The following is a 24,316-nucleotide window of genomic DNA, read 5'->3' on the forward strand; positions in this document are numbered from 1 at the left end:
ACCATGACCCCCGACGAGATCCGCGAGTCCATCGAGCAGGCCCTCTCCGGCGCGCAGGTAGAGGTCCGTGACCTCACCGGCACCGGCGACCACTACCACGCGGTGGTGGGCTACGCCGGCTTCGCCGAGAAGGGGCTGATCCAGCAGCACCAGATGGTCTACGGCGCCCTCGGCGGCAAGGTCGGGGGAGAGATCCACGCCCTGATGCTCAAGACCTGCCTGCCCGAGGAGTTCGAGGCGGCGGTCGCGGCCGAGGCCGAGTAATCCAAGGAGAGAGAAGATGTCCGACATCAAGACCCGTATCCAGGAGACCATCGCGAGCGGACCCGTCGTGATCTTCATGAAGGGCTCCCCGATGCTGCCCCAGTGCGGCTTCTCGGCCACCGCGGTCGAGGTCCTCAAGCGCGCCGGCGCCCCCAACCCGGTGGCCGTCGACGTCCTGCAGGACCCCGAGGTGCGCCAGGGCATCAAGGACTTCAGCGGCTGGCCCACCATCCCCCAGGTCTACGTGGGGGGTGAGTTCCTCGGCGGCTCGGACATCGTCCGCGAGCTCTACGAGAAGGGCGAGCTGCAGGAGAAGATCGCCGCGGCCAACTCGCCGGCGGCCTGATCGCCCCGACGACGCTGGCCCCCGAGCTGTGGTAGCGAGGGGGCCATGAGCGAGCACTTCGACTGGCGGGGCCGCACGGCCCTGGTGACCGGGGCCTCGGCGGGCATCGGCGCGGCGGTCGTCCGCCGGCTGGTGGCCGAGGGCCTGAACGTGGTGGCCGTCGCCCGGCGCGAGGAGCGCCTGGTCGCGCTCCGCGAGGAGCTGGGCGAGGCCCTGCTCCCGGTGCGGGCCGATCTGCGGGTCGAGGCCGAGATCCTCGGCGCCTTCGAGCGGGCCCGGGAGGTCTTCGGCGGCGTCGATCTGCTCGTGAACAACGCGGGGCTGGGGCACCACGCCCCGCTCTCCTCCGGCGAGACCGAGGCCTGGCGCGACATGCTCGAGCTGAACGTGCTGGCCCTCTGCGTCTGCACCCGCGAGTGCATCGCGGACCTGCGCCGCCGGGGGCTCGACGACGGCTTCATCGTCCATGTCTCCTCCATGTCCGGCCACCGGGTCGCCCAGGGCTCCGGGGTCTACTCGGCGACCAAGCACGCCGTCTTCGCCCTGACCGAGGGGCTGCGCCAGGAGCTGCGCGAGGCCGGCAGCAAGATCCGCGTCGGCGCCGTCAGCCCCGGCTTCGTCGAGACCGAGTTCGCCGCCCTCTACCACCGCTCGGAAGAGGCCGCCCGCAAGACCTACGACCGCTACCCCTGCCTCACCCCCGACGACGTCGCCGAGGCCATCTGGTGGCAGGTCACGCGGCCCGCGCACTGGAGCGTCCACGACATCCTGATGCGCCCCACCGAGCAGGTGTCGTGAGATCCGGGGGGCGCTCCGCTCCCCCCGGACCCCCCAACTCAACCTCGGTCCCTCCCGGGACCGCTGCGCTCCGCCGGCTGTGCGCCGCCTGCGCGCGCTGCTTCCATGTGCCTATGATATCGGTCAGGTAGGAGGGAATTCCATGAAGACGCTCTCGATGATCGGCCTGTTCGCCGTTGCGCTGCTCTGTGTCTCCTGTGGCGGCAGCCCGGAGATCACCGTCGGGTCGGGCACGACGCCGACCTACACCTGGGACTCGGGTCCCGTGCGCCAGCTCACCGTGATCCGGGGCACCCTGGAGAGCGGCACCACCATCTGGGCCATCGGCGCCAGCGGCGACGAGATCGCCTCGCCGGTGACCCACGGCACGGTGCCCTCCGGCGCCACCGAGCTGACCCAGGCCTACACTGGCAGCCCGGAGCCGGTGCTCACGGCCGGGGCGGACTACCAGGTCTGGTTGGAGCGCGGCGAGGGCGAGCGGGTCTTCGTCGACTTCACGGCCGAGTAGCCGGGCGCGTGCTAGGGTCGGGGGGACCGCTTGCTCCCAACCCGTACCCAGGATCAGCACCATGACTCGCACCGTGCGCTGTCTCGCGCTCGCCCTCGCTCTGCCTCTCCTCTTCGCCTGCGGTGAGGGTGGCGGCGGGGGAGGGGGCGGCAACGACGCCTCCTTCACCCTCGAGGGGACCTTCGCCACCTCGCCCCGCCCCTCGGACAACAAGGGGATGATCCACTTCGGGCTCTTCGCCCGGGGCGACCTGACGGCCAGCTATCCCAGCGTCGTCAACGACGGCTACCTCGACGCCTACAGCCGGGCCGGCTCCCACGAGGTGATGGTGGCGGGCACCGCCGGCGACCGCTCCGATCCCGGCGTCTTCAACATCTTCTTTCCCGCCGAGCTGGTGACCTCCGAGCCCTTCATCCCCCTGCTCTGGGCGGACAGCAACGAGCTCGGAACCCTCGAGGTCTACGAGGGCCACGGGCAGGGCGACTGGAACAGCCTGGTGGCCATCGACGGCCGCGCCATCGTCGAGCTGCGCATCGACGGCGACCGGCTCTTCTACAGCACCATCGACGACGCCCAGGGCCTGATCGAGCTCGAGCTCGACGCCGACGACGCCCGCCGCCTCACCGCCGTCCACGACTGGCGCGACGCCTGGTAGTCCGCGGCCCGCCGTTACCTGCCCGTGACAGCCTGCAGGCTGGCCGCTCGCTAGCCTCGACTCGAGAAGCCTTCACCCTCTCTCGATCGAGGTGCTCGCGATGCTACGACCTGCCGCCTTCCTCTCCCTGGCCGCCGCCGCCGGCCTGATGGCCTTCATGTCCCGGGGACCCGTCCCCGTGGAGCCCCTCGCTCCCTCGCCGTCGGGCGCGGCCCGCGAGGCGCCCCTCCCGGAGCCGGCGCTGGCCGGCCTCGCCGGCCCCTTCGTCCACGAGAACCTCGCGCTCTACCTGGTGCGCGCCGGACCCGATCACCCTGCGGACCCCGTCGACTACCTCACCCTGAGCGAGGGCCTCGAGGCCGGGCAGGTCGCGGTGGAGGAGACCGGGGACGTCAACGAGCTGAAGGTGAAGAACCGCGCCGGGCGTCCCCTCTTCATCCAGGCCGGGGAGGTCATCCGCGGCGGCCGCCAGGACCGCACCGTCGGGGTGGACCTCATCGTGCCGCCGAGCCCCGAGGGGATCGCCCTGCCCAGCTTCTGCGTCGAGCAGGGGCGCTGGTCGCAGCGAGGCGGGGAGCGCTCCGACTCCTTCGCCACCAGCACCAAGATGGTCGCCTCCAAGGGCCTGCGGGGCGCGGTGAACCATTCCAAGACCCAGGGCGCGGTCTGGCAGAACGTGGAGGCCACCAAGCAGAAGCTCTCCGAGAACCTGGCCGTGCAGGTCGACGACGCCCGCTCGGCGAGCAGCTACGAGCTCGCCCTCGATCACGAGGCCATCAAGGAGGTGCAGGGCGCCTACCGGGAGGAGCTCTCCGGCCTCCCCGCGAAGGTCGAGGACGCCGTCGGCCTGGTCTGGGCGGTGAACGGTGAGCTGGTGGGGGCCGAGGTCTACGGCAGCCGCAAGCTCTTCCTGAAGCTCTGGCCCAAGCTCCTCGACGTGGCCGTCATCGAGGCGGTGGCCGAGCGGGACGCGAAGGCGAAGGCGCCGGCGCCTACCCCGGCGCAGGTGGCGCGCTTCCTGGTGGTGCCCGGCGGTGAGGCCGAGCAGCAGACGCCGACCTCCCGCACGCGGGTCGACTACCGGCGCACGCCGGAGCACGGCTACTACGAGACCACCGACACCGAGGTGAAGGCCTGGGTGCACCGCAGCCACACCGATCTGGACGCGGTCGCCACGCGGGCACCGCAGCCGGCGAGGCAGCTGCAGAACCTGCTGGGCGGCTCCTCCTCCGGCGCGCTGAGTAACGTCTTCGACCCGGGGCAGGGCCTGCAGGTGAACAACGCCCTCGGACTCGGCGGGCTGGGCAGGGGGAACGCGCCCTAGGCGCCGGCGGGGTACTTCCCGGCGTAGAGGTCGAGGCAGCGGCGGACCTCGTCGACGGCCTCGACCGGGCCGCGGAAGTCGTCGACGACGACCTCCTTGTTCTCCAGGATCTTGTAGTCCTGGAAGAAGCGCTTGATCTCCTTGAGGGTGTGCCCCGGGAGCTGATCGCAGTGGCCGTAGTGGTTCACCGCCGGATCGTCCACGGCCACGGCGATGATCTTGGTGTCGAGGCCCTGGTCGTCGCGCATCTCCATCATGCCGATGGCCTTGGCGTCGATGATCGAGAGGGGCTGGATGGGCTCCTGCATCAGCACCAGCACGTCCAGGGGGTCGCCGTCCTCGCACCAGGAGCGGGGGATGAAGCCGTAGTTCGCCGGGTAGAAGACGGCGCTGTAGAGGACCCGATCGACCCGGAGGAAGCCGGTCTCCTTGTCGAGCTCGTACTTCACCCGGGAGCCCCGGGGGACCTCGACGACCACGGGAAAGCGCTCGGGGACGCGGGACTTCTCGACCACGATGTCGTGCCAGGCGTGCATCGGCTCCTCCTCTTCGGCGGGGGCGAGAGCAGAGAATACGCCAGCCATTGTCAGGCCGGGAGGGGAGTGAGTAGTTCCTGGGTCATGGTTCAGCGCGCGCCGGGGCTCCTGACTCTCCTCCCTCTCCTCCTGCTCTCCGCCTGCGGGGAGCCCAGCCTCCTGGAGTGCTTGCCGCCCTCGATGGAGGCCGTGGTGGGCAGCTCCGTCGAGGTGCGGGTCGACTGCTTCCTCGAGCCGCCCGACGAGAAGGTTCGCCTGCGTCTGGAGACCCTGGAGGTGAGCTCGCCCTTCGAGGCTCGCATCGACGGCGGGGGGCAGGTCCGGGTGATCTTCACGCCCGAGGCCGCGGGGCCCGCGAGCGGCGTCCTCACCGTCCGCCACCGCCTCGACGGAGAGGCTCAGCCTCCCCTGGAGGTCGCGCTCTCCGCGGTGGGCCTTTCGCCCCTCGACTGGGAGGCCGGGCCCGAGCCGCTCCCGTGTCCGGTGGACACCGCCGCGCCCCTCCTGGAGCAGGCCCTCGCCCTGGCCGGCCTCGACCTCTCCACCTTCGGCTTCGACGAGCTCGATCTCGCCTCCTCCGGCTACTGGTCCGGGGGCTGGCTGGACGATCCCTTCCTCCTCTCCTGGTTCCTCGCCCTGCGGGAGGCGCCGGCCCGGGCGGGCTGCTTCGCCGGCGAGCTGGTCCGGCCCCTGGATCACCACCTCGCCGGGCGCCACCCGGTCTCGGCGGCGATCCGGCAGGCCGCGGGGCTCCTCGATCGGCCGGTGCCCGCCGGGCTGCCGGTGGACGGCCGGGTGGCCGGCGGCGATCCGATCGAGGCCCTGGAGGCGATCTGCGCCCTGGCCGGGGAGCCGTGCTGGTTCCCGGGGGAGGGCGAGCTGCCCCCCGACCTCGGCGAGGCCCTGGCGCCCATCCTCTGGGCGATGGCCGACGGCATCGCCGCCCGCCTCTCCCTCGACGAGACCAGCGCCCGGGGCCCGCAGTGGTGGTTCGAGAACGGCGGGCACATCAACCTCATCGGCTTCGTCGGCGAGAGCCCGGATTCCACCGACGCCGACGATCGCGCCTACCTCCTGGGCGAGACGGGGAGGGCCGAGCTCTACCTGGCCGCGGCGCGGATCGCGCACGCCGTCGAGAGCGCCGACTGGACCCCCTTCCGCGACCGCCCGGGGGTGGCCTACCAGCTGCGCACCCCCTTCGGCTGGGTGCGGATCAGCGGCGGCGAGGCGGACGTGCACCCGCCGCAGGACGAGCCGACCCTCCTCCAGCTCGATCTCGGCGGTGACGACGAGTACCTGGGAGAGGTGGGCGCCAACCGCTCGGGCGATAACCCGGTGGCCCTCGCCATCGATCTGGGCGGCGCCGACACCTACCACTACGAGGTGCGGGCGACCCCCCACGACCAGCCGCGGCTGCCGCCGGCGGACGAGCACGGCCGCTACCGCGCCGACGATCCCAACATCGGCCCGGTGAGCCGCTCGGAGCTCTCCCGCCAGGGTGCCGGCCGCAACGGCATCGGGATGCTCTTCGACCTCGGCCCCGAGGGCGACACCTATGCCTCCCTGCGTGCCTCCCAGGGCTACGCCCACCAGGGGGTGGGCGTCCTCTACGACGCCGGGGGCAGCGACACCTACGTGGGCGAGGTCGGCGTCCAGGGCTCGGCGCAGTTCGGCATCGGCCTCTCCATCGACGCCGGCGAGGGCGACGATCTGCGCCACGCGTTCGCCTTCGCCCAGGGCTACGGCTACTCGGCGGGCGCCGGCCTCCTCGTCGACGGCGGCGGCAACGACGACTACCGCTGCGACCACGGCGACCCCAACCAGGGCGGGCTGCCCCTCTACTACTCCGCGCAGCTCGGCTCGAACGGCAACTCCTCCTTCTGCCAGGGCGCGGGCTTCGGCCGCCGCGGCGACGCGAACCGCACCTTCTGGTCCGGGGGCCTGGGGGTCCTGCGCGACCTCGGCGGCGACGACACCTACGAGGCCTCGGTCTTCGCGCAGGGCACGGGCTACTGGCAGGGCACCGGGCTGCTGGCCGACGCCGACGGCGCCGACGTCTACGACGCCTACTGGTACGTGCAGGGCGCCGCCGCCCACTACGCCATCGGCATCCTCACCGACGGCGGCACGGGCGACGACCTCTTCGACGCGACCCGCCGCACCCGGAACATGAGCCTCGGCTCGGGCCACGACTACAGCGTGGGCGTGCTCCTCTCCGAGGGCGGGGCCGACGAGTACAACATCGGCACCCTGGCGGTGGGCTCCAGCAACTGCAACGGCGTGGGCCTCTTCGTCGACAACGCCGGTGACGACCGCTACCTGGCCTTCTCCGACTACTCGAGTGGCATGGGCAACGTCAGCTCCGAGTGCCTCGCCGACCGCCCCGACGCCGTGAGCATCGGGGTGATGATCGACGCCGGCGGCAGCGACACCTACGACTACCCGGCGAGCACCTTCCCCACGCCCTCCGAGGGCGGCACCTGGGGTCACGCCCGCAACGACCTGCCCTCCGAGTACGGGGCCGGCCTCGACGCCGAGGGCGAGAGCAGCCTGCACGCCGAGTAGGGCGGCTTCAGCGCAAGCGCGGCAGGCAGCACCTCTTGTACTTCTGGCCCGAGCCGCAGGGGCAGAGGTCGTTGCGCCCGACCTTGCGGCCGCTGGGGACGCCGTCGAGATCGTCGCTGGCGGGGTCGAAGCCGTAGAAGGCCTGCATGACGCCGTAGAGCTCCGGGGTGCGCTTCTGCATCTGCCGGGGCTTCTCGAAGAAGGCCTCGGTGGCCACGGCGAAGAACTCGGCGGCGTTGGTGGCGCCGTAGGGGCGCAGCACCTTGCGCACCTGCGGGTTCTCGGCCCGCAGCCTCTCGAAGTGCTCGTGCATCACCGGCAGGAAGGCGACGTAGTCCTCGCGGGCTCGCAGCTCCGGGATGCCGTCGAAGCTGCCGTCGAGCAGATCGATGGCGTGGGCGAACTCGTGGGTGGCCGTGTCGTGGCCGTCCTTCAGGTTCTTCAGGCCGGAGAGGACCGACGGCCAGGAGAGCACGATGGTCCCGAAGGTGTGCACCTCGCCCAGGATCCCACCCTCTCGCCCGGGGTGACGGTACGCATGGGGGTAGACGACGATCTCCTTCACCCGGTCGAGGTGCTCGAGGCCGAGGTGCAGGGTGAGCCGCACGGCGGCGGCCGAGATCACGACCCGGTGCCGGTCGCCGAGCTCCAGCCCGCTCGCGCCGTAGAAGCGCTCGTGCTTCTCGAGGACGAAGACCTGGAGGTCCGAGAGGAAGCGCTCCCGCAGCTCGCCCTCGAGCAACGAGAAGAAGGGGACGTCGGCCTGCAGGTAGACCAGCCACTCCGCGGGGAGGGGCCGTCCCCGCAGGCGAGCGCGTCTCCAGCGGCGGTAGAGGCCGAACATCAGCCGATCGGCAGGGAGAGCGGCGCGCGCCGGCCGCGCAGGCACATCGCCAGCCAGGGCAGGGAGAGCGCCAGCAGCCAGACGACCAGCGGGGTCGACGGCGGGTAGAGGGCGAGCAGACCCACGAAGAAGATCGCGCCCGGCAGGCGCAAGGTGACCAGCCGGATCGGCACCGGCCCGCCGAGGCGCAGCGCGGCGAGCAGGCCGGCCCCACCGATCACCAGCGCCGCGGCCGCCGCCACGGCGTCGCCGACGGGCACCGAGAGCCAGCGCAGCCCACCCCACCAGAGGGCGAGCAGCGCCAGGTGCAGGGCCGGCAGGACCGCGAGGAGCGCCAGCCAGCCGTGGCGACGTCGGCCCACCTGCTCGAGGGCGGCGGCGACCAGGCCGCCGTAGAGTCCCCAGCCCAGGATGCCGATGACCGGCACCCCGAAGACGCCGGGGACCGTCCAGGACCAGAGGCCGGCGTGGACGGCGGAGGCCTCGACGAAGGCCGCGTCGGTGATCACCACCGCGAGGGTGAGCCCGGCGACGGGCAGGGACCGCTCGCCCAGCCAGACGCGCACCACGTCGCGGGCGGAGATGACCACCACCGGCCAGATCAGCAGGACCGTCAGCGGCACGCTGCCGACCATCACCCACCAGCGCGCGGGGTCGTAGGCGTAGAAGCCGTACCAGGAGATGCAGCTCTGCTCGCCGGCCCAGGCCAGGAAGGAGACGGTCGCGGCCTCGCCCAGAAGGCGCGCCCGGGCGTCGCTCCAGAGCAGGCGCACGGCGAACCAGCCCGCCACGATGAGCAAGCAGACGAGGGCGAGCATCAGAGGTCCACCCCCGGCAGGCCGAGCTCGACCCAGAGGTGATAGGTGGCGAGGAGCCCGGCCCCCAGCCAGGTCAGGCCGATGCAGTGCGCCGAGCTGAGGCCCGCGCGGCGGAAGCGGCGGACCAGGAAGAGCTGCATCAGGGGCGCGGCCACCATGATGAAGATACGCCAGGGCAGCGGCCCGACCGTCCAGCCGATGACGGCGACGACCACCGAGGCCAGCATCAGGCCGTTGGCGATGGTGCCGGCCGTCCGCTCCCCGTGGACGGCCGCGTAGGAGTGGACCCCGGCGGCGCGATCCCCCTCGGCGTCGCGCAGGTCGTAGACCACCTCGTAGGAGAGCTCGAAGAGGAGGAAGAAGGCCACGGTCCAGCCGATGATCGGCCAGGTGATCCCGTCCGCGAGCGCGACCCCCTCGTCGGCGGCGACCACCAGCGGGTAGATGAAGACGGTGATGAGGAAGCCGACGGCCGAGGCGGTGTTCTTCCAGAAGTAGAGGGTCTTGATCCGGCCGACCCACGGCAGGAGCGGCCAGTTGTAGGCCGTCCCGAGGAGGTGGTAGCCGATCCGCCAGGGCGTGATGGCCGGCCAGAGCAGATGGAAGAGCGGGAAGGAGAGCGCCATCGCGCCGAGGCCGACCACGAGGACGCCCCGCTTGTGGCGGGCGACGAAGGCGGTGCCGACGATCCGGTTGGTGGTGTCCTCCTCGAGATCGACCACGCGGTTGAGCAGGTTGACGACGAACCAGTCGAGGGCCACCACCGCCGCCAGCCCCCAGGGCCGGGCGCCGGTGAAGATCCAGCCGAAGGTCAGGGTGCCCAGGGCGGCGATGGCGACGATGTGCAGGCGGCTGATCGAGGCGAGGGTCGAGAGCCAGCCAGCGGTGCGGGTCTGCGTCATGGTGCTCCCGGCGTCATATCCGCTGGGCGCACCATCGCCCAGTCCGTGACGCCGGTTCCGGGCACCCGGACCTCGTCGAGGTTGGCGCGGGCGAGGAGGCGGGCGGCCTCGGCGATGCGGGCGGCAGGCAGGGGAGCGGGGGGAGCCACGGGGTACGAGTGTACCCGAGAGCCCGTGGGTCAGCCGCGGCTCGCGGCTGAAGGTGCGTCAGTCGAGCCGCTCGTAGGTGTGGGTGATGATCTCGCCGCGGCGGCGCAGCTCGACCTGCACCGGGAGGGTCAGCGACTGGTAGACCTCGAGGGCGGCGTCGGGGCTCGTGATCGAGCGGCCGTTCACCTTCAGGATGACGTCACCGGGCCGGAATCCGGCGGAGCCGAGGAGGGTGTCTGGACCAGGAAACACCTTGAAGCCCTCGGCGACGCCGTTCACGAAGGAGGGGACGATCCTCGGGTGGGCGGCGAGGCCCGAGTCGCGGATGAGCGGGCATCCCTCTGTTCCGGGCCAGACGCCCCACCGTCGCGGACCGAGGGGAGTGATCATGTCCCGCACGGGAAGGCAGCCCTCGTATCGATCGCGTTGCTCGGGATAGGCGACGAAGGGATCCTCGGCCACCTTCTTGTGTTCCCTGGCTCTCGCGTATGGCGCCACGGTGACGACCTTCACCCGGACCGGCGGCTGCTCCTGCCCGGCGAAGACCAGCCGGGCCTGCGCCGGGGGTGGTGGGGCCGGGCAGGAGTGCGGGGCCAGGGCGGCCACCATCGTCAGCCAGCCGGTCATCACTCCGGCCCCGAGGAGCGCCCAGACACTCCAGCGGAGCCCTCTCCGGAGAGGGGTCGGTCTTGCCATGGTGCCTCCAACCCTGGAGGGCCCGCTTTCCTTCCCGAGGAGGAGGCGCGGCTGGTGGGGACCCTCGGGGTCGGGCTACGATCGGCCCGGTGCGAAGGCTCAAGATCACGCTCGGGGGGCTGCTCGCGGCTGCCCTCCTGGTTCCGGGCTCCCCGGCCCGGGCCGCGCCGGTCGCGATCGGCGTGATGGACTTCGTCTCGAAGGGCGGCCTGCCCCAGGAGCGGGTCGAGGCGCTGGCCGACCTGGCGGCCGACGCGATCCGGGGGCAGGGCGATTACCAGGTGATCACCACGCAGGACATCCGCTCGGCCCTGCAGCTCGAGGAGCAGAAGCAGCTGCTCGGCTGCTTCGACGAGAGCTGCATGGCGCAGATCGGCGGCGCCCTCGGCGTGCGCTGGATCGTGACCGGGAACCTGAGCGCCTTCGGGGAGGCCTTCCTGCTCAACGTGAAGCTCTTCGACTCGGAGGAGCTGCGGGTCGTGGCCTCGGCCTCGAGGACCGTCGAGGGCGGCGAGGCCCGTCTGCTCGCGGTGATCCCGGAGGCGATCGAAGAGATCCTGGGGGCGGCGCGCCCGGCGCTGCACCCCCCGCGCGAGACCCCGCCGGTGGCGGAGGCCGGAGCAACCGCGGGCGAGGCGGAGCCCGCCGCGCCCCCGCCCGGGGTGGCCGAGCCGGCCCCGGAGGCCACCGTGGCGCTCGCGAGCCCCGCCCCGCGAGGTGGGGCGCTGAAGCACCTCTCCCTCTGGTCGGGGGTCGGGCTGCTGGCCTTCGGCGGCGCGGCGATGGGCGTCGCGAGCCAGGCGGGCAAGGACTACAACTCGGGCGACATGAGCGCCTACGACCGCAGCCGGGGCTGGGCCGGGGCGGGCTGGGCGGCCCTCGGCGTCGGCGCCGCCCTGGTCGGGGGCGGGGTCTACCTCTGGACCCGCGGCGGCGCGGAGCGCCCCACCACCGCGGTGGTCCTCGCGCCGGGGCCCGGCGGCGCCGCGCTCCAGCTGAGGGGGCAGTGGTGACGCGCCTCTCGTCGCTGCTCGCGCTGCCGGGGCGCCTCCTGCTCGGCGCGATCCTCCTCCTCCCGATCACCGGCTGCGAGATCTTCCTGGAGCCCGCGGGTGGGCTGGGAGAGTCCTGTGTGATGCACCAGTTCTGCCGGGACGACCTGGTCTGCATCGGCGATATCTGCTCCGAGCTCACCTTCGAGTTCTCGGAGGACTTCGAGGGTCACAGCTCGATGGCCACCCTCACCGACTGGGAGGGGGCCATCGGCGGCAACAACGGCTTCGCCATCGACGAGACGACCTTCTCGGGTGATCGCGTGCTGGCGGCCAACGAGATCGGCTGGTCCGATCAGAACCTCGACTACACGGGAGGGGTGTCGAGCCTCTGGCACGACTACGAGTTCCGGGCCGAGATCGCCCGCGAGGACCGCGGGAGCCAGCCGGGCACGGCCGCCCTGCAGATCCTCAAGAACGGCTCGGCGATGGGCCACTACTCGGTGATGGGCATGGAGAGCGAGTACCGGATCTACCGGAGCTTCGAGTCCGGCGACTGGTCGATCCTCGCCAAGGTCTCCGGCTGGCGGCTCACCTCGGGCGTCTGGTACGAGGCGAAGTTCCGCAACGTGGTCGAGCCCGACCAGACCCTCCTCGACGCCGTGGTCTGGGAGCGCGGTACGCCCGAGCCCCAGTACGGCTGCACGTCCACCCCGACCGATGCCTTCGTCTGCATCTCGGCCGTCGACGACACCGCCGAGCGCCTGACCGCCGGGAGCATCGCCTTCCAGGCGAACCAGGGCGATCAGTTCAAGTACTTCGACGACGCTCGGGTCCTCATGAACCCCTGAGCAGGCGGTGCTCCAGGGCGACCCAGAGCGCTAGCACGGCCGTCCCGACCACCGCCGCGAAGGAGAACATCGTCGCGTCGTCCCAGCGGTCGGCGATGCCTCCGAAGACGGGGGTGAGCACCAGGGCGGCCAGGGCGAAGAGCGCGGTGTAGAGGGCCATGCTGCTGCCCCTCAGCCGCACGGGCGTTCGATCGACGACCTGGGTGGTGAGGACCGGGAAGCCGTAGCCGTGGCCGATGCCCCCCAGCGCGCCGGCCAGGACGAAGGCCTCGCCGCTCCAGGCGCCCGCGGCGATCAGGAAGGCGACGAGGTAGCTGGCGATGGCCGGCACCACGATGTTGGTGGGGCCGATCCGGTCCGGGATGCGGGCCCCGATCGTGCGGACCAGGGCCGCGGCGCCGGCGTAGGCGAACCAGAGGGTGGCAGGGTTCCGGATGCCGCGCCCCTCCGCGACCACGGTGACGAAGGCGGTGAAGAGGGCCACCAGGCTGGAGAAGAGGGCGGCCGCCACCCAGACCGGGATGAGCGGGCGCGCGGAGAGGGCGGTGAGGGTGCCGCGCACCGAGAAGGGCTCGCGCTCGTGATGAGAGGAGGCCTCGGGCACCCGCCAGAGGAAGAGGAGGGAGCCGGCGACGCCGAAGCCGACCACCGGCAGGAAGAAGCGCAGGTCGGGGGCGTCGATGCCGGCGTGATCCACGATGGGGCCCACGACGATCGGGATCAGGCCCGAGATGCCGAAGATGGCGATGCCCTCGGAGCGCCGGGACTCGGGGATGAGGTCGGCGGCGAAGGCGAAGTAGCCGGTGAAGAGGGCGCCCTCGCCCGCGCCGGTGAGCAGCCGCGAGAGGACGAGGGTGGCGCCCAGGTCCTGCACGCCGAAGATCAACCACAGCCCGCTCGCCATCACCAGGGTGCCTGCGGTGAGGGTGGGGCGGCGGCCCAGGGTGTCGATGGCCCAGCCGACCACCGGCCGGGCGACGAGACCGCTGACGGAGGAGACCGCCACGATGGCGCCGATCTCGGTGCGGCTCGCGCCGAGGTGGGCCAGGTAGAGGGGCAGGAGGAGCAGCGAGGCGTAGCCCAGCGCCTGGAGGAAGTGAGCTCCGACCAGCGCGAGGAAGGGCCGCGTGAGGATGGGCTCGGGCGCCTGGCTCACCGGGCGGCTAGCTCCAGGAGTGCGACCTCCACCCCCAGGCGGTCCACGGCGTCGTCGAGCTCTTCTTCCATCCGGGCCTCGTCGTGCCCGCGGCGGCGCAGCTCCGCCGCCACCGCGGTGACGGCGTCGGGCCTCACCTTCCCCATCTGGCAGAGCACCAGGATGGTCTGGAGGTAGCTGCGGGTGCGCACCACCCGGCCGGCGGGCTCGGTGGGCGTCTTGCCGGTGGCCGAGTGGATGAAGATCCGCTCGACGGGATCGGCGGTCACCGGCAGCTCCTCCGCCAGGCGCAGGATGGGGCGGCGATCGTCCGGGTGCACCCGCTCCTTGCGCAGGAGGCGCTCGAGCTCTCCTCCGCGCAGGCCGGCGCAGACCGCGCCGAAGCGGGTGAAGACCTCGGCGTCGGACTCGACGTCGTCGCCGAAGCAGAGCCAGCGGGCGCCGTCGGGCAGCTCCGACCGGTAGCGCAGGAGGGCCTGGAGCTTGTAGCCCACCTGCCCCTTCACGTCGGCGAAGCGGCGGGCGAGGAGCAGGCCGAACTGATCCTTGAAGGTGATGCCGTCGAACTGCACCGCGTCGAGGTTCATCCGCTGCTCGACCACGCCGCGCAGCTGCGGCGGGCTGCCGCTGACGAAGTAGAGGGGGGTCAGGGCGATCTCGTCCCCCGCCCCCCGGCGCAGGGCGCGCAGCACGGGCACCGAGCCCGGCACGGTGACCTTGTCGACCGCCAGCTCGAAGGGGATCCGCGCCAGGCCGCGCCAGGAGGAGAAGTGGGTGTCGAGGTAGGTCTTGTCGATGTCCCAGAGGAGGACCTCTCCGCGATAGTCGGCGGGGAGGCGGCGCTCGTTGGAGCGCTCCATGAAGACCCGGTGACTCACGTCGCCCTCTAGCCCAGCTCGAGATCCAGCTGCAGGATCTCGTCGAGGGCAGCCCGGGGATCGGCCTCGCCGTGGACGAGCATGTCCACCGCGTGGATCAGGGGGAGCTCCAGCCCGCGCCGGCCGGCCAGGCGGGTCGCCTCCTGCGCGGCGAGGATCCCCTCGACCTCACCCCGGATGGGCCCGAGCGCGTCCTCGAGCTTCTGACCGGCGGCCAGCGCCTCACCCACCTTGTGGTGCCGGTGGGTGGAGCTCACCTTGCGGGGGATCAGGTCGCCGACCCCGGCGAGCCCGGAGAAGGTGTCGCGCGTGGCGCCGAGCACGCCGCCGAGCTTGGAGGCCTCGACCAGCCCCCGGGTCAGGATCACGCCCCGGGCGGTGTCGCCCAGGCCCAGGCCGTCGCAGATGCCCACGGCGAGGGCGGAGATGTTGGCGACCAACCCGGCCACCTCCACCCCGATGAGGTCCCTCGAGCGGTGCAGGTGGACGTTCTGCCCGCCCACCGTGGCCCTCACCGAGGCGTAGGCGTCGTCGTAGCGGGTGGCCATCACCGCGGCGATCGGGCGGCCCGAGGTCAGGTCCTTGAAGTGGAGGGGGCCCCCGAGGACGCCCACCTTCCGGATGCAGGTCTCCTCCCGCAGGATCCGGGAGGGGAGGACGAAGCCCTCCTCGACCCCCCGGGTGGCGTGGAGGACGATCTGATCCCCCCGGGCCACCTCACCGAAGGCGGCGGCGACCTCCCGGAAGCCTCCGGCCGGCACGGCGAAGATCACGAGGCCGGCGTCGAGGCAGGCGTCGGCGACGGTCTCGACGACCGTGCCGAGCTCCTTCTTGGCCAGGCCGGCGCGCGCCGCCTTCCGGCGGGTCCAGACCCGGACGTCGGCGCCCGCGGCGTTCAGGATGGCGGCGACGGACTGCGCCAGGCGGCCTCCGCCCAGGATGGCGACCGAGCTGTTCATGCGCGTGCTCCCAGGTGGAGGTGATCCTCGGCGAGCGCCGGACGGGTGCCCGCGGTGCGGTCGAGCCGGTAACCCTCCAGGCGGTTCTGGTAATAGAAGAGCAGCATCCGGTCGGTCGCGAAGATGCGGTCCCCCCGCCGCTTGAGGGCCGGCTGCTTGTGGTAGATGGCGAAGTGCCGCAGGCCGTCGGCGACGATCCCCGTGGGGTCCTCACCGGCGACCGTCTCGCCCAGGCGGACCCCGCCGCGCGCCGCCAGGCCCACCAGCTCGTCCTTGAGGCGCTCGACCTCGGTGTAGACCTCGCGCATCCCCAGGTCGTCGGTCTTGCCGCCCACCCGGATCAGCCGGATGAGGTCGGTGTCGGGGTTGGCCTTGCGCAGGAGCGAGAAGACCGCCCGCGCCGTGACGTGGGTGCTCTGGATGACGTTGTCCCGGGAGAAGGCCTCGGCGATCCGCAGTCCGGCCTCGTGGGTGTACTCGGCGTCGCGCTGCGGGACGATCCTGGGCTCGCCGTCCACCATCACGTAGCGGGCGATGTCGACCTCCCGGCCGCGGGGGTCGAGGCTGATCCCCTCGTCCGTGACGTCGTTGCCGAAGGGATCCAGGCCCCGGCTGATGGTCACGTAGATCTTCGAGTGCAGCGAGAAGAGCTGGGAGACGAAGTCCCAGACCCGGCGCGGCTTCGCCGACTCGTCGTCGGTGATGATGTAGCGCGACTTGCCGACCTCCTTGAGGAAGTCGTCGATGAGGGTCTCGGCCTCCAGCACCAGCTGGAAGGAGAGGGTGGCCGGCACGATGAAGATGCGCGGCTGGTTGGCGCCGCGCTTGAGGTTCTGGACGTAGGCGCCGACGCTGGTGCCCAGCAGGCCCAGCTTCAGCCGGCGCTCGATGGCGCCGGAGCGGGCGCGGGTGCCGCCCGGGAAGAAGAGGTTGTTGTAGCCGAGCTCGAGGGTGAGGCCGGCGTAGCTCTTCAGGACGTCCTTGTAGAGCGGATCCCGCTTCTTCCGATCGACGGTGTAGGCGCCGAGGTTGTGCATGAAGAAGGAGAGCATGGGGTTGGTGAAGAGGTTGAGCCCCGCGCCGTAGACGAAGGGGGGCAGGCCCATGCGGTAGATGGCGTAGCCCAGGATGGGGCTGTCGAGGTTGGAGACGTGGGTGGGGCAGAGGATGACGGTGCCCCTCTCCTGGAGGGAGCGCAGGTGCTCGACCTCCCCCTGCACCACCACCGTCGACTCCAGGCCGAAGCCCGCCTGCCCGCCGAGGAGGCGGCGAGGGGAGACGGCGTTGAGCAGCACGCCGAGGGCGGGCGGCAGAATCGAGGTCGAGACGTCGTAGACCCTCGGATCGAAGTTGCCGCAGATCTCCTCGCCGTAGCGGCTGACGATCTCACCGAGCATGTCCCGGCGCCGCTTCTCGGTGGAGCGGGGCAGCTCGCTCTGGATCGCCGACCAGAAGGCCTTGTCCGCCCGGACGAGCTTGCCGTCCCGCTCCTCCTTCAGGCGCCGGCGCTCGTGGTAGATGCTCTCCGCGAGGACCTCCTCGAGGCTCTCCTGGCCCCGGCCGGAGCGCTCGACGCGCTCGGCGACGATCCGTGACCGCAGCTCGGTGAGCAGGCGTTCCTGGTCTTCCCTCCGCATGTCGTCCCTCCGGCTCCTCCCGTCGCCCTCGAATCGAGGCGGGCGCGGAAGCATAACGCCTGCGGGAGGCTGCCTGCCAGGGCAGGAACGAGTATGCTGCGCGGCGATGCGATTGCAGCTCCCGGCGATCGAGCGCGAAGACCTCGGAACGGATCCCGCCGTCGCGGTGGCGCGGATCGCTGAGGTCCTGAGCGCGGGCGCCGGCGTCCCGGGTTACCTGCAGGTCGACTCCTCCCGGCACAACCGCCTGCTGATGATCCACCAGGGGAAGATCTTCGGCGCCGGCCAGGCCGAGTCCGGCCGCTTCGCCCCGCTCTCCCTGGCGGCCTTCTTCGCCGGCCTGGAGCCCGGGCAGGCGTTCACCTTCTGCCAGACCGACCTGCCCCTCTTCCTCTGCATCGCGGTGCTCTTCCGCAAGGCGCCGGCCGCCCAGATCCCCAGCGGGCTGGTCGACTCAGCCTCGCTCCTGGACTCGGTGCGGCAGATGGGCAAGGACGCGGTCCTGGTGGTGCGCCGCCAGGAGACCCGCTCCCTGGTCTTCTGCCACGAGGGGGAGCCCGTCGCCCTCTACCCGGGGCCGGAGGCGGGCTTCCCGGCCGAGGGCAGCGTCGCCGACCGGATCATCGAGTACGTCTACGCCGGCACGGCGCGGCCCGACGTCACCCTCGACCTCTACGACGAGATCCGGATCCAGCCCTCCGCCGACGGGGGCCGGCCCCTCGACGAGTACGTCGCCGCCGGGGCCGAGGCGGGCGACGACGGCCGCGAGCCCTCGCTGGTGGTGCTGCTCGGGGGGCGGGTGGTCTTCCGCTACCCCGTCTTCCTGGACACCTTCCGCATCGGACGCGGCGGGGAGAACGACCTGCCGCTGGACAACCTCTCGGTCTCCCGCCAGCACGCCGTGGTGCGGCGCAAGGGCGACAACCTGATCTTCGAGGATCAGGGCAGCGAGAACGGCCTGCGGGTGGGGGACAACCGGGTCTCCCACGTCGAGCTGCGCCCCGGAGACGACCTCGAGATCGGGAAGTACACGCTGCTCTACCGGATCTTCGAGGAGGGCGAGGCCGAGCTGCCGGCGGTCGTGCCGGCGAAGAAGGGCGGCGGGGGCGGCGAGGAGACCGTGGCCCTCGGCAGCGAGACCCGGGCCGAGCTCGAGTGGGACGGGAAGCGCCACAAGATGAGCGGCTTCATCTTCAGCATCGGCTCGGGCTCCCTGGCCGATCTGCGCATCCCGGGCTTCTTCGTCGCGCCGGTCCACGCTCGCGTGATGCGGGAGGCCGACGGTGGTTTCCGCCTCGATCACGTGAAGGGCCGCCGTGCGGTGCGGGTCAACGGGGAGAAGATCACCCGCCACAGCCTGAAGGACGGCGACGTGATCGCCATCGGCAAGGTGGAGCTGACCTTCGTCCTGCCCTGATCGCTCAGGGCGTCGCGATCTGGCACCAGTCCGGCCAGCCCGCGGAGAGGCCGGTGGCCTGGTAGGGCGAGGTGCCCGCGGGGGTTCCCCAGGGGTGGTCCTGCATGAAGGTCCACAGGACGTGGAACATCGTCTCGCCTGGCGGCGGGTCCATCGGCGGGACGGCGTGCCCGGCGTCGTGCATGCAGGTGACGACGAAGTGCCCGTCGGCGATCAGGGCGTCCCGGTAGGCCTGGGAGGCCGCGTGGAAGTCGACGGCCACCAGGTTGTCGGTGGGGCCGCCCCAGACCACGACGGCCGGGAACTTGTTGGCCTGCGGGGCGTACTGCATCGCCCAGAAGCCCAGGGGGTCGGCGCCCAGCCCGCCGGAGATGGGGACCACCGTGGCGAAGCGATCGATGGCGGGCAGGGTCGAGAGGTAGGTGAGCCAGAGGCCACCGGCGCTCACCCCCATGCCGTGGATCTTCGCCGGATCGACCCCGAACTGCTCGCCGACGCAGGCGATGACGTCCTCGTGGAAGACGACCTCCTTCTCGGCGCCCCAGGTCTCCACGAAGGGCCAGTCGAACTGGTAGGCCTTGTTGCCGCTGGTCTCCAGGCGATCGAGGAGGGCGAAGATCATCCCGGTGGCCTCGGCCGCGGTGGCGACCTCCCCGTCGTCGTAGAAGGAGCCGCTCGAGGCGTTCAGCCAGTGCCAGCCGATGACCAGGCCGGCCGGGTTCGCGGGATCGTGGGTGGTGGGCACCACCAGGCGGAACTCCCGGGCGTCGCCGGAGGAGCCGAAGCCGGTGTTCACGGCGCCGCTGCGGTCCGGTCCCGGGTTGAGGGTGGGGCAGACGCCCCCGGAGTAGGTGGGCAGGGCAGGGGGCGTCGGGCCGCCCCCCCCGCCGTCGGTGCTGCCGCCATCGGCGTCGCCGCCGTCGGGCGCGCCACCGTCGCTCTCGCCTCCGTCCGTGCTCCCGCCGTCGCTCCCTCCGCCGTCGGGGAGGCCTGCGTCGCTCTCCCCTCCATCGCTCTGCCCGGCGTCGCCGACGCCCCCGTCCTCGCCGCCCGCGTCGCCCGGGCCGGCGTCGGCGGACCCGTCGGCCGCGCCCCCATCCCCGGCGTCCACCGGGGAGCCGCAGGCCGCGATCCCGAGCAGGAGCGCGAGAAGGAGGGCCGGGGAAGAGCGCGGGCGCGACATGCTCCGATGATAGTGGATCCGATGCTAGTCTGCCCCGATGGCGAGAGGCTCGAAGGGACCCGCCCGCAAGGCGGTGCAAGGCAAGGCGGTCGCCGCCGAGCTCGATCCCGGGCAGAGCAAGGCGCTCCTCCAGAGCCTCCATCTCCTCGATCGCAACGGGAACCTCCAGGCGGACACCCGGCGCAAGCTCAAGCAGGTCAACCACCTGATCCGCCTCCTGGCGCCGGCCCTCGAGGACGCCTTCGAGCGCCACGAGGAGCCCCTCTTCCTCGACGCCGGCGCCGGCAACGTCTACCTGGGCTTCGTCCTCTACGAGCTCTACTTCCAGCCCCGGGGGCGGGGGCGGGTGCTCGCGGTGGAGCCGCGGCCCGAGCTGGTCGCGCAGGCCCGGGAGCGCGCGGCGAAGCTGGGCTTCGAGCGCCTGGAAGTCCAGGAGGGCACCCTGGCCGAGGTCGAGCTCCCCGAGCGGCTCCACCTGGTCGGCGCCCTCCACGCCTGTGACACCGCCACCGACGAGGCCCTCCTGCGGGCGCTCGCGGCCCGGGCGGATCACGTCGCGCTGGTGCCCTGCTGTCAGGCCGAGGTCGCCCGCCAGCTGGGCGAGCTGGCCAAGGAGGAGGCCTCGCCCCTCTTCGCCCGCCCCCTCCACCGCCGGGAGTTCGGCGCGCACCTCACCAACGTGATCCGCTCGCTGGTGCTCGAGGCGCGGGGCTACAAGGTGACGGTGACCGAGCTCACCGGCTGGGAGCACTCCCTGAAGAACGAGCTGATCCTGGCGCGGCGGATCCACGATCGGAACCCGGGCGCCCGCCGGCGCCTCGAGGCCCTCCTCGAGCAGTACCCGGTGCGGCCCGCGGCGCTGGCCGCCCTCGAGCCCCAGACCGCGGGATGAGCGAGCGCCTCCCCTGGCCCGGGCCGGCGGCCGAGGTGCACGCGGTGCGTGACGAGGCGAGCGGCCTCGAGGCCTGGATCGTCCTGGACGATCTCACCCTCGGCCCGGCGGCCGGCGGGATCCGTACGCGCGGCTACGCGACGGCCGATGCAGCCCGCGACGAGGCCGCGGCCCTGGCGCGGATGATGACCCTCAAGTGCGCCCTGGCCGGCCTGCCCGCCGGGGGCGGCAAGGGGGTGGTGCGCCTCCCGGCCAGCGCGGCGGGCTGGCGGCGCGAGGAGGCCTTCGAGGCCCTGGGCCGCTTCGTCGAGTCGCTGGAGGGCCGCTTTCGCACCGCGGGCGATCTGGGTACGGGCCCGGAGGACCTGCAGGCGATGGCGCGGCGCACCCGCTGGGTGCATCCCGAGGAGGGGGCCCTGGCGGCGGCCAGCGGCCGCAGCGCCCGCCGCTGCTTCGAGGCCATCGCGGCCCGGTGGGGCGCCTCCTCCCTCGAGGGGATCTCGATCCTCGTCCAGGGCTGCGGCGCCATCGGTGGCGCCGTCGCTCGCGCCGCGAGCGAGGCCGGCGCGCGGGTGGAGGTCTGCGATCTCGAGGAGGGGAGGGCGGCAGCCCTCGCCGCCGACTGCGGGGCCAGCGTCGTGCCCCTCGCCGGCGCCCTGGAGCGAGAGGTCGACATCCTCTCCCCCTGCGCGGTGGGCGGGGTGATCGACGCGGCGCTCGCCGGCCGCCTGCGGGCGCGGGCCCTCTGCGGGGGCGCCAACGGCATCCTGGCCGAGGCCGAGGCCGATCGGGTGCTGCTGCGGCGGGGCATCCTCCACGTGCCGGACGCCCTCGCCTCGGCCGGCGCGGTGGTGGAGGGCCTGGGGCGCTCTCTGATGGGCCGGTCGGACACCTCCGACCTCGTCGATCGCCTCGGGAGCGTGGCGGCCGAGATCCTGGAGGCCTCGGCCACCGAGGGGCGGCCCGCGGGCGAGGTCGCCATCGCGCGGGCTCGCGACCGGCTCTCGGTCGCCGCCCGGAATTGAGCTATCGTCGGGAGGTTCGACGCCCACGATCGTGGGGTCACTCCTCGGGAGGGAGAAGCAAGATGCGTCTTTTCTGGACCTCCGGTCTCGCCCTGGCCCTGGTGCTCGTCGTCTCCGGCTGCCCCGGACCCTCGACCGGTTGCGACGAGGGCTGCGACGACGGCATCGCCTGCACCGTGGACTCCTGCGACGAGGTGGCCGGCGCCTGCCGCCACACGCCCGACCACGGCCAGTGCACCCAGCCCGAGGTCTGCGACACCGACAACGGCTGCACCCTGCCGAGCGGCGCCTGCACCAACGACGCCGCCTGCGACGACACCAACCCCTGCACCTCCGACACCTGCAACCTGACCAGCGGGAGCTGCGTCCACGGCATCCTCGTGGGGCAGAGCTGCGACGACGGCGACGTCTGCACCGACGGCGACGAGTGCCAGATGAACGGCCGCTGCGCGGGCGCGTCCATGCAGTGCGAGGATGGCGACCCCTGCACCGCCGACAGCTGCGATCCCTCGACCCTGGGCTGCATCTCCGTCCCCGCGGCGGGCGCCCCCTGCAGCGACGGAGACGCCTGCACCACCGGGGACGTCTGCCAGGCCGACGGCAGCTGCGCCGGGCCGACGGCGGTCACCTGCGACGACGGAAACGAGTGCACCAACGACAGCTGTGACCCCACCACCGGCTGCGTCGCCCAGCCCGTCCTCGGCGGCGCCTGCGACGACGGGGACGCCTGCACCAGCGGAACCACCTGCCAGGCGGACGGGAGCTGCGGCGGCGGCTCCGGCGTGACCTGCGACGACTCGAACCCCTGCACCGCCGACTCCTGCGACCTCGGCGGGAACTGCGTTTACGAGCCGGCCCCCGGCGGCGCCTGCGACGACTCGGACCTCTGCACCGAGTCGACCACCTGCCAGGCGGACGGGAGCTGCGGCGGGGGAACCACCGTGAACTGCGACCGGGGCAACGGCTGTGAGACCTTCAGCTGCAACCCGGCCTCGGGCTGCATCTACACCCCCGACACCGGCGCGGTCTGCGACGACAACGACGCCTGCACCAGCGGCACCACCTGCCAGGCCGACGCGAGCTGCGGCGGAGGCACCACCACCAACTGCGGCGACGGCAACGCCTGCACCGACGACAGCTGCAACCCCTCGACCGGCGCCTGCGAGAACCCCATCGACATCACCAACCCCTGCTCGGACGCCGACCTCTGCACCCTCTCCGATGCCTGCCAGACCGACGGCACCTGCGCGGGCACCACCAGGAACTGCGACGACGGCAACCCCTGCACCAACGACAGCTGCGACGGTGGCAGCGGCGACTGCGTGTCCAACGACACCGGGGTCTGCTCGAGCGTCGACTGGTGCCGCCTGCAGTGGCCCCTGGATCTGACCGCCGCCGCCGGCACCTCGACGACCTTCTACGGGCGCGTCTACATCACGGGCATCACCAGCCAGAGCGACGGGGTGGACGCCTCGGCGCCGCTGGTGGCCGAGCTGGGCTGGGGTCCCGACGGCAGCGATCCCTCGCTCCCCGCCAGCGGCTGGACCTGGAACACGGCCCAGGCCAACGCCGGCTGGAGCGCCGCCGGCGCCGGTGAGCCGAACAACGACGAGTACGAGGCGACCGTGCCCCTGCCGGCCGCGGCGGGCTCGCCCTACGACTTCGCCTTCCGCTTCTCCCACGACTACGGCCAGACCTGGCTCTACTGCGATCGCGACGCGACGGGCACCGGCGGGGCCGACGGCTCGGGGGACGGCTACGCCGCGGCCGACGCCGGGCAGCTCGTCACGAACTAGAGCACCGCCTCCTCCTCCTCCTCCTCCTCCCCGGTGCGGCTCGCCCAGGCCCGGCCCAGCCGGACGAGGGCGAGCCGCTCGAGCTGGCGGACCCGCTCCCGGGTGAGATCGAGGAGGCGGCCCACCCGATCGAGGGTCGTGCCGCCGCGCTCGGCCACGTCGAGGGCGCAGGTCTCCTCCAGCTCCCAGACCTCGAGGTCGGGGAAGTTCAGCCGCAGCGATCCGGTGCGGGGGCTGACGTCGAGGTAGAGGTGATAGCGGCAGGAGATCCAGGGGCAGGGCCGCGGCTCCTCCCGGCACTCCCCCCGGCTCCGGGGGCGGGGAGGCCCGGAGACGATCACCGCCGGGTCCGGCGCCTTGCGGGAGGCTCGCAGGAGCCGGCGGAGCTCCCGGACGGTGACGGTCCGTCCCCGGCGGAGACGGTGGATCCGCTGCGGGCTTGGCTTCATGCTCCAGCCCGATTGCATTCCCGGTACCGGACTCCAACCATCTGAAATCACTGGGTAGCGGTGTGGGTGGATGTGGGAGGGCGGACACACCCCGTGGAATCCCCCCTCCGTCATCGGTGAAAAAAAACAGTGTTGCTACTTGCGGATCCGCACTCGCGCCCGACAGAATGATCGCGGGGAATAGCAGGGCGGCGACCCGGGGAAGCCGCAGGAGCACGCACCATGAATCTCGCACCCCTCCTCGCCGAGCTCGCCGGCCTGCGCGCTCTGCCCTCGGGATTGCTCCGTCCGCTCCAGCGCGAGCGCCTCGAGACGGTGCGTGCGGCGCTCGCCCTGGCGCAGCACATCCTCCCTGGCGGGCAGGACGAGCTCCCGCGGATCCGGGTCGAGTCGGACGAGGGCGTGGCCGAGGGCCGGGTGCTCAGCTTCGCCGATCAGCGGGCGCTCTTCCGCCTCGCGAAGGGGAGCTGCGCCGGCGAGGCGGGCGTGGCGCTCATCCACTTCACCGACGGCCGTCCTCCCCTGGCCGTGCGCGGGAGGATCACCGCCGGACCCACCCCGGGCTACTGGAAGCTCGAGTCGCTCGACGGCTCGCTCGATCCCTCGCCGGAGCAGGGCGGCCAGCGCGGCGGCAGCAGGGCGCGAGGCCTGGACCGGATCGCGCTCTAGCAAAGG

General features: G+C 72.3%; 26 protein-coding genes. 14 read left to right on the forward strand and 12 right to left on the reverse strand.

Annotation, left to right across the window (positions count from 1 at the left end):
• The first annotated feature begins 3 nt into the window (after nucleotides 1–3).
• The 6 genes from P1V51_02510 to P1V51_02535 all read left to right on the forward strand — a co-directional run bounded on the left by P1V51_02510 (nucleotide 4) and on the right by P1V51_02535 (nucleotide 3,895).
• Nucleotides 4–264: a BolA/IbaG family iron-sulfur metabolism protein gene (locus tag P1V51_02510; GenBank protein MDF1561886.1), complete on the forward strand. Its 261-nt coding sequence runs from the start codon at nucleotides 4–6 to the stop codon at nucleotides 262–264.
• Between the two features lie 16 nt (nucleotides 265–280).
• Nucleotides 281–610 carry a Grx4 family monothiol glutaredoxin gene (gene grxD / locus P1V51_02515; GenBank protein MDF1561887.1) on the forward strand — a complete coding sequence of 110 codons (330 nt, stop codon included), beginning with the start codon at nucleotides 281–283 and terminating at the stop codon, nucleotides 608–610.
• Nucleotides 611–655: 45 nt separating this feature from the next.
• Nucleotides 656–1,408, forward strand: a complete 753-nt coding sequence (locus tag P1V51_02520) for an SDR family NAD(P)-dependent oxidoreductase (protein ID MDF1561888.1) — start codon at nucleotides 656–658, stop codon at nucleotides 1,406–1,408.
• Between the two features lie 142 nt (nucleotides 1,409–1,550).
• A complete protein-coding gene (locus tag P1V51_02525) occupies nucleotides 1,551–1,916 on the forward strand; it encodes a hypothetical protein (protein ID MDF1561889.1) in 366 nt (121 codons plus the stop codon).
• 61 nt (nucleotides 1,917–1,977) lie between these two features.
• On the forward strand, nucleotides 1,978–2,571 hold the full coding sequence (locus P1V51_02530) for a hypothetical protein (GenBank protein ID MDF1561890.1): 594 nt from the start codon (nucleotides 1,978–1,980) through the stop codon (nucleotides 2,569–2,571).
• Between the two features lie 100 nt (nucleotides 2,572–2,671).
• Nucleotides 2,672–3,895, forward strand: a complete 1,224-nt coding sequence (locus tag P1V51_02535; protein ID MDF1561891.1) for a hypothetical protein — start codon at nucleotides 2,672–2,674, stop codon at nucleotides 3,893–3,895.
• On the opposite strand, the gene P1V51_02540 is transcribed toward P1V51_02535, so the two are convergent.
• Nucleotides 3,892–4,431 (reverse strand): inorganic diphosphatase, encoded by a 540-nt coding sequence (locus P1V51_02540; protein MDF1561892.1) that lies wholly within the window; start codon nucleotides 4,429–4,431, stop codon nucleotides 3,892–3,894. The genes P1V51_02535 and P1V51_02540 overlap by 4 nt on opposite strands.
• Before the next feature lie 84 nt (nucleotides 4,432–4,515).
• Here P1V51_02540 and P1V51_02545 point away from each other — a divergent pair, with 84 nt between their 5' ends.
• Entirely contained in the window at nucleotides 4,516–6,996 is a 2,481-nt protein-coding gene (locus P1V51_02545) for a hypothetical protein (protein ID MDF1561893.1), read from the forward strand.
• Between the two features lie 7 nt (nucleotides 6,997–7,003).
• On the opposite strand, the gene P1V51_02550 is transcribed toward P1V51_02545, so the two are convergent.
• The 5 genes from P1V51_02550 to P1V51_02570 are packed head-to-tail and all read right to left on the reverse strand — an operon-like array spanning nucleotide 7,004 to nucleotide 10,337.
• Complete coding sequence (locus P1V51_02550; protein ID MDF1561894.1) at nucleotides 7,004–7,840, reverse strand: zinc-dependent peptidase; 837 nt, start codon at nucleotides 7,838–7,840, stop codon at nucleotides 7,004–7,006.
• On the reverse strand, nucleotides 7,840–8,658 hold the full coding sequence (locus P1V51_02555; GenBank protein MDF1561895.1) for a carotenoid biosynthesis protein: 819 nt from the start codon (nucleotides 8,656–8,658) through the stop codon (nucleotides 7,840–7,842). Before P1V51_02555 ends, P1V51_02550 begins: the two co-directional genes overlap by 1 nt.
• Nucleotides 8,658–9,560, reverse strand: coding sequence for a UbiA family prenyltransferase (locus P1V51_02560; protein MDF1561896.1), 903 nt, complete (start codon nucleotides 9,558–9,560; stop codon nucleotides 8,658–8,660). Before P1V51_02560 ends, P1V51_02555 begins: the two co-directional genes overlap by 1 nt.
• Nucleotides 9,557–9,709 (reverse strand): hypothetical protein, encoded by a 153-nt coding sequence (locus tag P1V51_02565; protein ID MDF1561897.1) that lies wholly within the window; start codon nucleotides 9,707–9,709, stop codon nucleotides 9,557–9,559. The genes P1V51_02560 and P1V51_02565 overlap by 4 nt, the downstream gene beginning before the upstream one ends.
• Nucleotides 9,710–9,767: 58 nt before the next feature.
• Nucleotides 9,768–10,337, reverse strand: a complete 570-nt coding sequence (locus P1V51_02570; GenBank protein ID MDF1561898.1) for a PDZ domain-containing protein — start codon at nucleotides 10,335–10,337, stop codon at nucleotides 9,768–9,770.
• A 158-nt stretch (nucleotides 10,338–10,495) separates the two neighbouring features.
• Here P1V51_02570 and P1V51_02575 point away from each other — a divergent pair, with 158 nt between their 5' ends.
• Both P1V51_02575 and P1V51_02580 read left to right on the forward strand, forming a co-directional pair.
• Nucleotides 10,496–11,419, forward strand: a complete 924-nt coding sequence (locus P1V51_02575; GenBank protein MDF1561899.1) for a hypothetical protein — start codon at nucleotides 10,496–10,498, stop codon at nucleotides 11,417–11,419.
• Nucleotides 11,416–12,249, forward strand: coding sequence for a hypothetical protein (locus tag P1V51_02580; protein MDF1561900.1), 834 nt, complete (start codon nucleotides 11,416–11,418; stop codon nucleotides 12,247–12,249). Before P1V51_02575 ends, P1V51_02580 begins: the two co-directional genes overlap by 4 nt.
• Here P1V51_02580 and P1V51_02585 read toward each other — a convergent pair.
• The 4 genes from P1V51_02585 to P1V51_02600 are packed head-to-tail and all read right to left on the reverse strand — an operon-like array spanning nucleotide 12,236 to nucleotide 16,879.
• On the reverse strand, nucleotides 12,236–13,405 hold the full coding sequence (locus tag P1V51_02585; GenBank protein MDF1561901.1) for an MFS transporter: 1,170 nt from the start codon (nucleotides 13,403–13,405) through the stop codon (nucleotides 12,236–12,238). The two genes, P1V51_02580 and P1V51_02585, sit on opposite strands and share 14 nt — an antisense overlap.
• On the reverse strand, nucleotides 13,402–14,283 hold the full coding sequence (locus P1V51_02590) for a hypothetical protein (protein ID MDF1561902.1): 882 nt from the start codon (nucleotides 14,281–14,283) through the stop codon (nucleotides 13,402–13,404). The genes P1V51_02585 and P1V51_02590 overlap by 4 nt, the downstream gene beginning before the upstream one ends.
• An 8-nt stretch (nucleotides 14,284–14,291) precedes the next feature.
• Nucleotides 14,292–15,242: an NAD(P)-binding domain-containing protein gene (locus P1V51_02595; GenBank protein ID MDF1561903.1), complete on the reverse strand. Its 951-nt coding sequence runs from the start codon at nucleotides 15,240–15,242 to the stop codon at nucleotides 14,292–14,294.
• On the reverse strand, nucleotides 15,239–16,879 hold the full coding sequence (locus tag P1V51_02600; GenBank protein MDF1561904.1) for a 1-acyl-sn-glycerol-3-phosphate acyltransferase: 1,641 nt from the start codon (nucleotides 16,877–16,879) through the stop codon (nucleotides 15,239–15,241). Before P1V51_02600 ends, P1V51_02595 begins: the two co-directional genes overlap by 4 nt.
• A gap of 106 nt (nucleotides 16,880–16,985) precedes the next feature.
• Between P1V51_02600 and P1V51_02605 the strand changes: the two genes are divergently transcribed.
• Entirely contained in the window at nucleotides 16,986–18,296 is a 1,311-nt protein-coding gene (locus P1V51_02605) for an FHA domain-containing protein (GenBank protein MDF1561905.1), read from the forward strand.
• Nucleotides 18,297–18,300: 4 nt separating this feature from the next.
• Here P1V51_02605 and P1V51_02610 read toward each other — a convergent pair whose 3' ends face one another.
• A complete protein-coding gene (locus tag P1V51_02610; protein ID MDF1561906.1) occupies nucleotides 18,301–19,479 on the reverse strand; it encodes a hypothetical protein in 1,179 nt (392 codons plus the stop codon).
• Nucleotides 19,480–19,516: 37 nt separating this feature from the next.
• Here P1V51_02610 and P1V51_02615 point away from each other — a divergent pair, with 37 nt between their 5' ends.
• The 3 genes from P1V51_02615 (at nucleotide 19,517) to P1V51_02625 (ending at nucleotide 23,192) form a co-directional block, all read left to right on the forward strand.
• A complete protein-coding gene (locus tag P1V51_02615) occupies nucleotides 19,517–20,371 on the forward strand; it encodes an SAM-dependent methyltransferase (protein ID MDF1561907.1) in 855 nt (284 codons plus the stop codon).
• Nucleotides 20,368–21,396, forward strand: a complete 1,029-nt coding sequence (locus P1V51_02620) for a Glu/Leu/Phe/Val dehydrogenase dimerization domain-containing protein (protein MDF1561908.1) — start codon at nucleotides 20,368–20,370, stop codon at nucleotides 21,394–21,396. The genes P1V51_02615 and P1V51_02620 overlap by 4 nt, the downstream gene beginning before the upstream one ends.
• A gap of 62 nt (nucleotides 21,397–21,458) precedes the next feature.
• Complete coding sequence (locus tag P1V51_02625) at nucleotides 21,459–23,192, forward strand: hypothetical protein (GenBank protein ID MDF1561909.1); 1,734 nt, start codon at nucleotides 21,459–21,461, stop codon at nucleotides 23,190–23,192.
• Here P1V51_02625 and P1V51_02630 read toward each other — a convergent pair.
• Nucleotides 23,189–23,641 (reverse strand): sigma factor-like helix-turn-helix DNA-binding protein, encoded by a 453-nt coding sequence (locus tag P1V51_02630; protein ID MDF1561910.1) that lies wholly within the window; start codon nucleotides 23,639–23,641, stop codon nucleotides 23,189–23,191. The genes P1V51_02625 and P1V51_02630 overlap by 4 nt on opposite strands.
• 222 nt (nucleotides 23,642–23,863) lie before the next feature.
• Between P1V51_02630 and P1V51_02635 the strand changes: the two genes are divergently transcribed.
• Entirely contained in the window at nucleotides 23,864–24,310 is a 447-nt protein-coding gene (locus P1V51_02635; protein MDF1561911.1) for a hypothetical protein, read from the forward strand.
• The last annotated feature ends 6 nt before the right edge of the window (nucleotides 24,311–24,316 follow it).

This window comes from Deltaproteobacteria bacterium, from assembly GCA_029210625.1.
GTDB lineage: Bacteria > Myxococcota > Myxococcia > SLRQ01 > SLRQ01 > JARGFU01.

Bases quoted from the DNA above. Each gene is read 5' to 3' on its own strand.
- P1V51_02625 (MDF1561909.1), top strand. From the start codon at position 21,459: ATGCGTCTTTTCTGGACCTCCGGTCTCGCCCTGGCCCTGGTGCTCGTC.
- P1V51_02620 (MDF1561908.1), top strand. From the start codon at position 20,368: ATGAGCGAGCGCCTCCCCTGGCCCGGGCCGGCGGCCGAGGTGCACGCG.
- P1V51_02520 (MDF1561888.1), top strand. From the start codon at position 656: ATGAGCGAGCACTTCGACTGGCGGGGCCGCACGGCCCTGGTGACCGGG.
- P1V51_02615 (MDF1561907.1), top strand. From the start codon at position 19,517: ATGGCGAGAGGCTCGAAGGGACCCGCCCGCAAGGCGGTGCAAGGCAAG.
- grxD (MDF1561887.1), top strand. From the start codon at position 281: ATGTCCGACATCAAGACCCGTATCCAGGAGACCATCGCGAGCGGACCC.
- P1V51_02525 (MDF1561889.1), top strand. From the start codon at position 1,551: ATGAAGACGCTCTCGATGATCGGCCTGTTCGCCGTTGCGCTGCTCTGT.
- P1V51_02605 (MDF1561905.1), top strand. From the start codon at position 16,986: ATGCGATTGCAGCTCCCGGCGATCGAGCGCGAAGACCTCGGAACGGAT.
- P1V51_02600 (MDF1561904.1), bottom strand. From the start codon at position 16,879: ATGCGGAGGGAAGACCAGGAACGCCTGCTCACCGAGCTGCGGTCACGG.
- P1V51_02510 (MDF1561886.1), top strand. From the start codon at position 4: ATGACCCCCGACGAGATCCGCGAGTCCATCGAGCAGGCCCTCTCCGGC.
- P1V51_02535 (MDF1561891.1), top strand. From the start codon at position 2,672: ATGCTACGACCTGCCGCCTTCCTCTCCCTGGCCGCCGCCGCCGGCCTG.
- P1V51_02610 (MDF1561906.1), bottom strand. From the start codon at position 19,479: ATGTCGCGCCCGCGCTCTTCCCCGGCCCTCCTTCTCGCGCTCCTGCTC.
- P1V51_02530 (MDF1561890.1), top strand. From the start codon at position 1,978: ATGACTCGCACCGTGCGCTGTCTCGCGCTCGCCCTCGCTCTGCCTCTC.
- P1V51_02545 (MDF1561893.1), top strand. From the start codon at position 4,516: ATGGTTCAGCGCGCGCCGGGGCTCCTGACTCTCCTCCCTCTCCTCCTG.
- P1V51_02630 (MDF1561910.1), bottom strand. From the start codon at position 23,641: ATGAAGCCAAGCCCGCAGCGGATCCACCGTCTCCGCCGGGGACGGACC.
- P1V51_02570 (MDF1561898.1), bottom strand. From the start codon at position 10,337: ATGACCGGCTGGCTGACGATGGTGGCCGCCCTGGCCCCGCACTCCTGC.
- P1V51_02540 (MDF1561892.1), bottom strand. From the start codon at position 4,431: ATGCACGCCTGGCACGACATCGTGGTCGAGAAGTCCCGCGTCCCCGAG.
- P1V51_02560 (MDF1561896.1), bottom strand. From the start codon at position 9,560: ATGACGCAGACCCGCACCGCTGGCTGGCTCTCGACCCTCGCCTCGATC.
- P1V51_02550 (MDF1561894.1), bottom strand. From the start codon at position 7,840: ATGTTCGGCCTCTACCGCCGCTGGAGACGCGCTCGCCTGCGGGGACGG.
- P1V51_02595 (MDF1561903.1), bottom strand. From the start codon at position 15,242: ATGAACAGCTCGGTCGCCATCCTGGGCGGAGGCCGCCTGGCGCAGTCC.
- P1V51_02555 (MDF1561895.1), bottom strand. From the start codon at position 8,658: ATGCTCGCCCTCGTCTGCTTGCTCATCGTGGCGGGCTGGTTCGCCGTG.
- P1V51_02635 (MDF1561911.1), top strand. From the start codon at position 23,864: ATGAATCTCGCACCCCTCCTCGCCGAGCTCGCCGGCCTGCGCGCTCTG.